Raw genomic sequence first — 9707 nt, 5'->3', positions numbered from 1 at the left:
GGCGTCGGCGCGCTGGCCGGCGGCACCGTCGCCGCGGTCGCCCTGCACCGCCGCCGCCGCTGACCCGCGCCCTTCCCCCGCCGGTCACCGGCCCCCGCGACTGACCCTCCGCGCCCGTGTGCGTCAACACGGAGCAACGATTCACCGACCACAACCCGTCGCGCCCGCAGACAGATCCCGAAGCAAAGCGATCAACAAGCGGTCACGACGAGCGACTCAGTGCGTCGAAAAGTTGGCACAGAAGCGACGCAATCGATGATTTGTGCAACTGGGCGTAGTGCGGCCTGTACGAAGCGTTATTCTCCTCAGACGCATTCCGGACCCGCCGCTCACCACGACGAGTGACGGTTTCGCACTGCTCGTGATGGAAGCTCTGCCTCTGGGAGTCCCGTGTACCCACACGTCGGGGTTGACGCCTCGGGCCTGGCTACGCTGCGCGCATCCGTAGCCGAACGCATGCGCGGTCTCGTCCCCACCGCGTACGCCGTACCCGCATTCGCCACCCCTGTACCTGCCGGCCCCTGCTATGCCCTGGCCGAACGCGCCGCGGCGGTCGGAAGACGCGGCAACCGCGCGGCGGCAACCGCCCCCGTCCGGCGGCCCGCCGCCGACAGCGACAGCGCGCGCATGATGGAGCTCGTCGAGCGCGCCCAGGCCGGCGAGGCCGACGCCTTCGGCCGCCTCTACGACCAGTACAGCGACACCGTCTACCGCTACATCTACTACCGCGTGGGCAGCAAGGCGACGGCGGAGGACCTCACCAGCGAGACCTTCCTGCGCGCCCTGCGCCGCATCTCCACCTTCACCTGGCAGGGGCGCGACTTCGGCGCCTGGCTGGTCACGATCGCGCGCAATCTGGTCGCCGACCACTTCAAATCCAGTCGGTTCCGACTGGAAGTGACCACCGGCGAAATGCTCGACGCCAACGAGGTCGCCCGCAGCCCGGAGGACTCCGTCCTGGAGTCCCTCTCCAACGCCGCCCTGCTCGACGCCGTGCGCCGGCTCAACCCCCAGCAGCAGGAATGCGTGACCCTGCGCTTCCTCCAGGGCCTCTCGGTCGCCGAGACCGCCCGGGTCATGGGCAAGAACGAAGGCGCGATCAAGACCCTCCAGTACCGAGCCGTCCGCACCCTGGCCCGGCTCCTCCCGGACGATGCCCGCTGACCTCCACTCCCCCGGCCGGCGGGCCGCCGGCCCCGCCGACGCCTCCGTCACGCACTGGTCCGATCATCCTTCGTGCGTAACCCAAGTGCCGCGCCACTCGTTGTGCCGGTTGCAGGCCCCCTGTCGTCACACCATGCCCGCAGACGATCACTCGATCGTGTGTAAGCGCTCAAGGTGTGCAACCTTCCGGACACCCAGGGGAGTCGACCGTCATGACGAGAGGAGGTGCCGCCAGTGATCGCAAACGTTTCGGCACACCGGCGGGCGAACGCCTTCGCCCAGGCCCTGGAGGAGCAGTCGCTCCGCGGTGCGGCGGCCGTACAGCCCGAGGACCCGGCCGAGCAGGCCGACCAAGGAGCGCTGTTGGCCCTGGCGACCGGCCTCGGCGAACTGCCGAAGCCGCAGTTGGACCCCGAGGTCAAAGTGGTGCAGCGAGCCCAGCTCGTCGCCGCCATGGAGGCCGCGTTCGCCGAAGGGGGCGCATCCGCGGACCCTACGGTGCCCGAACAACGGAGCAGGCACAGCCACCGCGCGTCCCCGCTCCGCAAACTGCGCCCGAAATCCCGCTGGACGAAGGGCCTCGCCGCCGGCGGGCTCACCGTCGGTGTGGCGGCCGGCGCCTTCGGCGGAGTCGCCGCTGCCAGCTCCGACGCCCTCCCCGGTGACTCCCTCTACGGCCTCAAGCGCGGCATGGAGGACCTCCACCTCAACCTCACCCGCGACGACACCGACCGCGGCGAGATCTACCTCGACCAGGCGTCCACCCGCCTCAACGAAGCCCGCCGGCTCATGGAGCGCGCCCGCTCCGGCCACCTCGACCACGAACAGCTCGGCGAGATCCGGCGCACCCTCAACGGCATGACCCACGACGCCACCGAGGGCCACCGCCTGCTCCACGACGCCTACGAACGGGACGGCGCCCTCGGCCCGATCCAGACCCTGGACTCCTTCTCCCGCTCCCACCGCACCACCTGGAGCAACCTCCGCAACCGCCTCCCGGTCCAGCTGAGCGACGTCGGCGACCAGGTCAGCTCCGTGTTCGCCGCCATAGACGAAGAGGTCGCCCCGCTCCAGGCCCTCTTCCCGCGCGCCCCGGAAAAGGACGCCGAGTCCCAGCGCTCCGACTCCTCGGACACCGGCACCGGCCCCTCGGCCGGCACCTCGCACGCCCCGGCGCCCTCGTCCTCCGCCCGGCAGGACGACAGCGGTACGGACGGCGGCAGCTCCTCGCCGCGCCCCTCGGACGCCGGCAGCAGCCCCGCGGACGGCGGCCTGCTCGGCGGCGGCACGGACGGCCTGTTCGACCCGCCCTCGCCCGACACCACCACCCCGTCGCACGAGACCCCGAGCCAGACACCGACCCCGGACATCACCATCCCGCCGCTGCTCCCCGGCCTCATCGGCGGCCTGGGCATCGACGCCGAGGACGACCGGGGCTGACCCGGGCCCCGCGGTGCGGCGGCGGTCAGAAGAACACCGACCGCCGCTGCACCAGCAGCCGGTACAGCGTGTGCTGGATCTGCTCCCGCACCTGATCCGTCAGGTTGAACATCAGCATCGGGTCCTCCGCCGCCTCCAGCGGATAGCCGTCCGTCGCGATCGGCTCCCCGAACTGGATGGTCCACTTCGTCGGCAGCGGCACCATCCCCAGCGGCCCCAGCCAGGGGAACGTCGGCGTGATCGGGAAGTACGGGAAGCCCAGCAGCCGCGCCAGCGTCTTCGCGTTCCCCACCATCGGGTAGATCTCCTCCGCGCCCACGATCGAGCACGGCACGATCGGCACCCCGGCCTTCAACGCCGTCGAGACGAACCCGCCCCGCCCGAAGCGCTGGAGCTTGTACCGCTCACCGAACGGCTTCCCGATCCCCTTGAAGCCCTCCGGCATCACCCCGACGACCTCGCCGTTGCGCAGCAGCCGCTCCGCGTCCTCCGCGCACGCCAGCGTGTGCCCCGCCTTGCGGGCCAGCTCGTTGACCACGGGCAGCATGAACACCAGGTCCGCCGCGAGCAGCCGCAGGTGCCGGTCCGCCGGATGGTGGTCGTGCACCGCGACCTGGAGCATCAGCCCGTCCAGCGGCAGCGTCCCGGAGTGGTTGGACACGACGAGCGCCCCGCCCTCGGCCGGGATGTTCTCGATGCCCTTCACCTCGACCCGGAAGTACTTCTCGTACACCGGCCGCAGCAGCGACATCAGGACCTGGTCCGTCAGCTCCTCGTCGTAGCCGAACTCGTCGACGTCGTACTCGCCGGTGACCCGCCGCCGCAGGAACGCCAGCCCGCTCGCGATCCGCCGGTCCCAGGACCCCCGCCCCTCGTCCCCGGCCCGCCCGGCGCCCTCCTGAGGGCTCTCCCGGGGGCTCTCCCCGGCGTCCTCCGCCCGGCCGCCGGGCAGGGCGGACACCGACCCCGTACCGCGTGCCGGCGGGCGCCTCCGCGCGCCGCGCGGACCCCCCGGCCGCGAACGGTCGTCGTCGAACGGAATGACCTTGGCATCCGCCATCGCGCTGCGCTCCTCTACCTGGCGCTCGGACTCGGGCCGGGGGCACCGCCGTCCCCGGCGATCAGGGGCACCGCCGCGGCCACCCGGTCCACGGCCCGGCCCACCGCCTCGGGCGGCAGCAGCCCCGACGCCCGGCTGCGGGCGAACTCCGCGAACGTCTCCCCCGTGGAGTACTTCGGCGAGAACCCCAGGGTCTCGCGCATCTGGACCGTGGAGACCACCCTGCCATGGGTCAGCAGCCGGATCTGCTCCGGCGAGAAGTCCGCCATGCCGACCGCCCGCAGCGCCTGCCCGACCCAGGTGACGGCCGGCAGCAGCATCGGCACCGTGGGCCGCCCCAGCCGCCGCGCGCACTGCGAGAGCAGCAGCACCCCGTCGCCCGCGATGTTGAACGTGCCGCTGTTGAGCGTGCCGCGCCGGGGCTCGCTCGCCGCGATGCCGAGGACGTCGAGCACGTCGTCCTCGTGGACGAACTGGAGCCGGGGGTCGTAGCCGAAGACGGTCGGCAGCATCGGCAGCGACAGGTAGTCGGCGAGCGGCGAGTCCGGGTCCGGGCCCAGGATGTTCGCGAACCTCAGCACGCACACCGCCACGTCCGGCCGGCGGCGGGCGAAGCCCCGGACGTAGCCCTCGACCTCCGCCGCGTCCTTCGCGAAACCGCCGCCCGGCAGCGACTTGGGCGGGGTCGTCTCGTGGAAGACCGCCGGGTCGCGGGGCGCCGAACCGTACACGCCGGTACTGGACTTCACCACCAGCCGCTGCACCGAGGGCGCCTTCTGGCAGGCCCCGAGCAGCTGCATGGTCCCGATGACGTTGGTCTCCTTGACCGCCGTACGCCCCTGGGCACCGAGCGCGAAACCGCTGACGTCCAGATGCACGACGGTGTCCACGGAGTGCTCGGCGAGCACACGGGCGACGGCCGGGCCCTTGATGTCCGCCCGGACGAAGACGGCGTCGCCCAGGTCGTGCCCCGGCGCGACCGCGTCGAGCGCGATCACCCGCTCCACGTCCGGGTCACGCTGGACACGCCGCACGAACCGGCCGGCCAGCTGCCGGGCCGCTCCCGTGACGAGCACGACCTTCCCCACGATCAGCGCCTTCCGTCGGTCTCCCGTGCGAGGGGTGAGAAGTACCGCAGGACGTCACCGTAACGGGTGGACACCTCCCGTACACAGCACCGCAGCCCTCCCGCCGGACAATCGGCGGAAGGGCTGCGGACACGAACTGCGTTCGCCTACTTCTTGTTGCGACGCTGAACGCGCGTGCGCTTGAGCAGCTTGCGGTGCTTCTTCTTGGCCATCCGCTTGCGCCGCTTCTTGATAACAGAGCCCACGACTACCCTCGCTCACTTCTTCTTCACTGGTGCGGGGCGTCTGGGCCCACACGACCTACGTCGGCCTAGCCTACCCGCCACCGCGTGAGGGACGTAATCCGAGGGGAATCTCAGGCCGATGCCACCCCCACGAAGGACTCGCGCAGATACTCGTGAACCGCTTGCTCCGGCACCCGGAAGGACCTGCCCACCCGGATCGCCGGCAGATGACCGCTGTGCACCAGGCGGTACACGGTCATCTTCGACACTCTCATGACCGCGGCCACTTCCGCCACGGTCAGAAACTTGACCTCGCTCAGAGGACTCTCGCTGTCTGCAGCCATGACTCACCTGTACCTTCCGCACGAGACGCGCACCGGCTTCCCCTCCGGTGACTCTTCGTCGCTGTGCGCTCACTCCCCAGGTTAGGGGCGGGTGATGCGAGTGGGGAAGAGGAGAGACGATCGGCCGCTACTGTGACAGACACGCCCGATTGAGTACATAGCGCGTGAGCGGCAGGTAGTACGCGGACCTCACCGCGTCGTCCAGCGGAACGGTCACCGCCACCCGCCCCTCGGCCTCCCCGACGAACAGCGCCGGGTCGTCCGTGTCCGCCAGACCGATCGCCTCGATGCCCAGCTGACCTGCCCCGCAGACCCATCCGTGGTCCCCCACGACCAGTTCCGGAACGGGCCCGCTCCCGGCCGCGGCGGCCTCCAGCGCGACCCGCAGCGGCAGCGGGGAATGGGAGTGTGCGCCGGTGCCACCCCCGGCCGGCCCCGCGCCGGGTTCACGCACCAGCGCGACACCCCGTACGTAGTCGAGGTTGTACGTACGTACGCCAAACCGAGTCGTTATGTCGATACATCGCCCCTGCGCCGGGGTGAGGACAGGGCATCCCGCCGACGACAAAGCGTCTGCCAGGGCCGCGTAGAAACCGATCAGCCGGTGCGGATGCCCGGTCCCGAACAGTACCGGCGCCCGTCGCGCCGCCGCGTCCGCCAGCCGGGCCGCGAACGCGGCCAGCCCGGCCAGCGTGCGCTCCGGGTCGATCACATCGGGCCCCGACACATGTGCGGGATCGTCCGAGACCCCGCACCTCTCCGCCATCAGCTCCAGCAACTCCCGCTCGTCCCAGCCCCGTTCGGGGGCCAGGCCGAGCGTCACCCGGGGGTCGCGGGCCGCGAACAGCCGATAACTCCGCAGGCTCACCTCGCGGGAGGTGGCCACGGGCCCGGCCAGCCGGGCCGCCAGCAGATGCGCGCGCAGCGCTCCGGTGCTCAACACCCCACCGATGCTGCACGAACCGGCCCGCCCGGGGGCCAAAAACCGGATGTCGCCCCACAGTCGGCGTAACCGTGCTCCGGTGTCGCCCGCATCCGTGCCCGCGTTGCCCCGCATCCGTGCCCGCGTTGACCAGCTTCTGTGCCCGAAGGCGCCCGCTCGCGTGCCGGTACGTGCCTGCTTCGGTGCCCGCTTCCGTGCCCGTGGGCGCGTCCGGGGTCGTGTGCGGGGTCGCAGCCGCGGCCGCGGCGGTCAGGTAAGCAGCCCTCGCAGCGGGAACACCGCGCGCCGCGTCGCCAGCACGGCCTGGTCCAGCCGGTCCGCCGGGTCGTAGCCGTCCTCCCACGACGACCAGGCGGGCGTCCGCCCGTCCGTCATCCGCGCCGGCCCCAACTGCCGCGTGCGCGCGTACACCTCGTCCCGCCAGGACGACGGAATCACCGACTCCGGGTCGACCGGGGCGTGGGCGGCGATGCCCACGAGGTGCGTCCAGGACCGGGGCACCACGTCCACCACCGCGTAGCCTCCGCCCCCGAGCGCGACCCAGCGCCCGTCGTCGGCGTAGCTGTGCGCGAGGTCGTGGCAGGCCGCCATCACCGACCGCTGCGCGTCCAGCGACACCGCCAGGTGGGCCAGCGGGTCCTCGAAGTGCGTGTCCGCGCCGTGCTGCGACACCAGCACCTGCGGCCGGAAGTCCGCGAGCAGCTCCGGCACCACCGCGTGGAACGCGCGCAGCCATCCGGCGTCCCCGGTCCCGGCGGGCAGCGCCACATTGACGGCCCCGCCCTCACCGGCGCCGGCCCCGGTCTCCTCCGGCCAGCCGGTCTGCGGGAACAGGGTGCGCGGGTGCTCGTGCAACGAGATGGTCAGCACCCGGGGGTCCTCCCAGAAGGCGGCCTGGACCCCGTCGCCGTGGTGCACGTCCACATCGACGTACGCGACGCGCTCGGCGCCCAGTTCCAGCAGCCGGGCGATGGCCAGCGCCGGGTCGTTGTAGATGCAGAAGCCGGCCGCCCCGCCGGGCATCGCGTGGTGCAGCCCGCCGGTGAAGTTCACCGCGTGCCGGGTCTCGCCCCGCCACACCGCCTCGGCGGCGGCCACGGACTGCCCGGCGATCAGCGCGGACGCCTCGTGCATCCCCGCGAAGGCCGGATCGTCCACGGTCCCGAGCCCGTACGTCTGGTCCGCCGACCGGGGCGCCGCCGACGCGGCCTTCACCGCCGCCACGTAGTCCGGCCGGTGCACCAGCCGCAGCGTGGAGTCGCCGGCGGGCTTGGCCGTCACCACGTCGACCGCCCGGTCGAGACCGAACGCCCGCACCAGCCCCATCGTGAGGGCGAGCCGGACCGGGTCCATCGGGTGGCTCTCCCCGAAGTCGTAGCCCGTTACTGCGTCATCCCACATCAGCTGTGCGCGGCCGCTCATGCCCGCCACCGTATCGGGCGGGTTCCGTCCCGAACGACTTGGCGTACAGGAGCGTCGCGAGCACCAGCACCATGGGCACCAGCATCGCGCCCCGGTAGCTCCAGGCGTCCCCGAGCGCCCCGACGAGCGGGGAGCCGACGAGGAAGCCCACGTAGTTGAAGATGTTCAGCCGGGCGATCGCGGTGTCGCTCGCGCCGGGGAACATCCGCCCCGCCGCCGCGAACGTCTGCGGCACGATCACGCACAGCCCGAGCCCCAGCAGCGTGAACCCGAGCATCCCGGTCCAGGCCCCGCCGGCGACGGCCACGACGGCGAACCCGGCGGCGGCCAGCACCGTGCCGCCCCGGACCACGGCGACCGCCCCGAACCGCCGCACCCCGAGGTCGCCGACGGCCCGCCCCAGCAGCGTGGTCACCATGTAGACGTTGTACGGGACGGTGGCCAGCTGCTCCGAACTGCCCAGCACGTCCTGGAGGTACTTGGCGCTCCAGTTGGAGACCGTGGAGTCCCCGATGTACGCGAAGCTCATCACCAGGCACAGCGGCAGCAGCAACCGGAACGACACTGCCGCCCCGGCCCCCCGCTCCGGCCCGGCGTCCGCGCCCGGCTTCTCGTCCGTGCCCTCCGCGTACCAGCGGCTGCCGACGAGCGCCGCGGGCAGCAGCACCACGACCGCCGGAAGGTACGAGACCAGCAACGGCAGGTCCCAGTGCGCCCCGGCCCACGCCATCGACGCCCCGGCGATCCCGCCCAGGCTGTACGCCGCGTGGAACCCGAGCATGATGGAGCGCCCGTACGCCCGCTGGAGGCTGACGCCGATCATGTTCATGGACGCGTCGAGCGCGCCGACCGCCAGCCCGAACACCCCGAGGGCGACGGCGGCCTGCCAGACCTGGTCCCCGGCGCCGACGCCGAGGAGCGCGAGCAGTACGAGGGGCTGTGCCCAGCGCAGGACGACCCGCGGCCGGACCCGTGCGACCAGCTTCTCGGTGAGCACGCTGCCCACCCCGGCCAGGATCGGTACGGCGGCGAGGAACACGGGCAGCAGGCCGTCGGATATCCCGTACCGGTCCTGGATCGCGGGTATCCGCGTCACCAGGAGGGCGAAGGTGACCCCCTGCACGAAGAAGCTCAACGCGAGGGAGGCCCTGCCGTGCCGCAACCGTGCATCTGTCATGGCGGCGAGCGTAAGGCCAGTTTCTACCGGTGGGTAGACGCGTCAGGCAAGCAATTCCGGCAGCTGGCTCATGTCGGAGAAGTACCCGGTCACGCCGGTCAGCCGGTCCGCGGGCATCATCGACGTGAACCCGTACACGTCCATGCCGGCGGCCCTGGCCGCTTCGACGCCGAGCGGGCTGTCCTCGATGACGACGCATCGCTCGGGCGCGACGCCCATGCGTGCGGCGGCGTGCAGGAAGAGGTCGGGGGCCGGCTTGCCCACGCTCACGTCTTCGGCGCTGAAGATCCACTCCTCCTCGAACCACTGGTCGAGCCCGGTCTTGCGGTGGCTGACCCGGATGCGCTGGTGGCTGCTGGAGGAGGCGACGCAGTACGGGACACCCTCGGCGACCAACGTGCCCAGCACGTCGTCGACGCCGGGGACGGGCTCCAGCTCCTCCTCGAACGCGGCGAAGATGCGCGAGTGAAGGGTGACGTCGAAGTCCTCGGGCAGCTTGGTCCCGGTCCGTTCGAGGATGGTGTCGTGGACGCGGTGCACGGCGGAGCCCATGTAGTCCCGCAGGGACTCCTCGTACGAGGTGGGGTGCCCCAGCTCCGTGAGGTAGCCGGCCAGGATGGTGTTGGAGATCGGCTCGCTGTCGACGAGCACACCATCGTTGTCGAAGATGACAAGTTCGTAGCGCATGGCACGACCTTAAAGGGTCGGAACGCGAAAAAGCCCCGTGCCACAAGGGCACGGGGCTCTTCCAAAAGGAGTTCGGCGGCGTCCTACTCTCCCACAGGGTCCCCCCTGCAGTACCATCGGCGCTGAAAGGCTTAGCTTCCGGGTTCGGAATGTAACCG

The 9707-nt window shown here is 71.6% G+C and carries 10 protein-coding genes and 1 rRNA gene; 2 read left to right on the top strand and 9 right to left on the bottom strand.

What is annotated here, in order from left to right:
- Nucleotides 1–390 precede the first annotated feature (390 nt).
- Both MHW47_RS26890 and MHW47_RS26885 read left to right on the top strand, forming a co-directional pair.
- Entirely contained in the window at nucleotides 391–1164 is a 774-nt protein-coding gene (locus MHW47_RS26890) for an ECF subfamily RNA polymerase sigma factor, BldN family (RefSeq protein ID WP_239226356.1), read from the top strand.
- 234 nt (nucleotides 1165–1398) lie between these two features.
- A complete protein-coding gene (locus MHW47_RS26885) occupies nucleotides 1399–2604 on the top strand; it encodes a DUF5667 domain-containing protein (protein WP_239226355.1) in 1206 nt (401 codons plus the stop codon).
- A 25-nt stretch (nucleotides 2605–2629) separates the two neighbouring features.
- Here MHW47_RS26885 and MHW47_RS26880 read toward each other — a convergent pair whose 3' ends face one another.
- From MHW47_RS26880 to rrf, 9 genes are all read right to left on the bottom strand, one after another.
- Nucleotides 2630–3664, bottom strand: a complete 1035-nt coding sequence (locus tag MHW47_RS26880) for a lysophospholipid acyltransferase family protein (protein WP_239226354.1) — start codon at nucleotides 3662–3664, stop codon at nucleotides 2630–2632.
- A gap of 14 nt (nucleotides 3665–3678) precedes the next feature.
- Nucleotides 3679–4752: an NAD-dependent epimerase/dehydratase family protein gene (locus tag MHW47_RS26875; protein ID WP_239226353.1), complete on the bottom strand. Its 1074-nt coding sequence runs from the start codon at nucleotides 4750–4752 to the stop codon at nucleotides 3679–3681.
- A 146-nt stretch (nucleotides 4753–4898) separates the two neighbouring features.
- Nucleotides 4899–4997 (bottom strand): 30S ribosomal protein bS22, encoded by a 99-nt coding sequence (locus tag MHW47_RS26870; RefSeq protein WP_003948845.1) that lies wholly within the window; start codon nucleotides 4995–4997, stop codon nucleotides 4899–4901.
- A 110-nt stretch (nucleotides 4998–5107) separates the two neighbouring features.
- Nucleotides 5108–5320 (bottom strand): helix-turn-helix domain-containing protein, encoded by a 213-nt coding sequence (locus MHW47_RS26865; RefSeq protein ID WP_111330146.1) that lies wholly within the window; start codon nucleotides 5318–5320, stop codon nucleotides 5108–5110.
- A 127-nt stretch (nucleotides 5321–5447) separates the two neighbouring features.
- Nucleotides 5448–6263: a phosphatase gene (locus MHW47_RS26860; protein ID WP_239226352.1), complete on the bottom strand. Its 816-nt coding sequence runs from the start codon at nucleotides 6261–6263 to the stop codon at nucleotides 5448–5450.
- A gap of 249 nt (nucleotides 6264–6512) precedes the next feature.
- Nucleotides 6513–7685 carry an acetoin utilization protein AcuC gene (locus tag MHW47_RS26855; protein WP_239226351.1) on the bottom strand — a complete coding sequence of 391 codons (1173 nt, stop codon included), beginning with the start codon at nucleotides 7683–7685 and terminating at the stop codon, nucleotides 6513–6515.
- Nucleotides 7654–8862, bottom strand: a complete 1209-nt coding sequence (locus MHW47_RS26850) for an MFS transporter (RefSeq protein WP_239226350.1) — start codon at nucleotides 8860–8862, stop codon at nucleotides 7654–7656. The genes MHW47_RS26855 and MHW47_RS26850 overlap by 32 nt, the downstream gene beginning before the upstream one ends.
- 42 nt (nucleotides 8863–8904) lie before the next feature.
- A complete protein-coding gene (locus MHW47_RS26845; protein ID WP_239226349.1) occupies nucleotides 8905–9549 on the bottom strand; it encodes an HAD family phosphatase in 645 nt (214 codons plus the stop codon).
- Between the two features lie 70 nt (nucleotides 9550–9619).
- Nucleotides 9620–9707 (bottom strand): 5S ribosomal RNA (gene rrf, locus MHW47_RS26840); the annotation flags it as partial.

It is taken from the genome of Streptomyces sp. OfavH-34-F (assembly GCF_022347745.1).
GTDB lineage: Bacteria > Actinomycetota > Actinomycetes > Streptomycetales > Streptomycetaceae > Streptomyces.
The sequence above is the reverse complement of the archived record's forward strand: the minus strand, read 5'-3'. Positions and strand labels throughout refer to the sequence as shown.

Coding starts and splice junctions, on each gene's coding strand:
- MHW47_RS26880 (WP_239226354.1), bottom strand. CDS start 3,664: ATGGCGGATGCCAAGGTCATTCCGTTCGACGACGACCGTTCGCGGCCG.
- MHW47_RS26865 (WP_111330146.1), bottom strand. CDS start 5,320: ATGGCTGCAGACAGCGAGAGTCCTCTGAGCGAGGTCAAGTTTCTGACC.
- MHW47_RS26855 (WP_239226351.1), bottom strand. CDS start 7,685: ATGAGCGGCCGCGCACAGCTGATGTGGGATGACGCAGTAACGGGCTAC.
- MHW47_RS26850 (WP_239226350.1), bottom strand. CDS start 8,862: ATGACAGATGCACGGTTGCGGCACGGCAGGGCCTCCCTCGCGTTGAGC.
- MHW47_RS26845 (WP_239226349.1), bottom strand. CDS start 9,549: ATGCGCTACGAACTTGTCATCTTCGACAACGATGGTGTGCTCGTCGAC.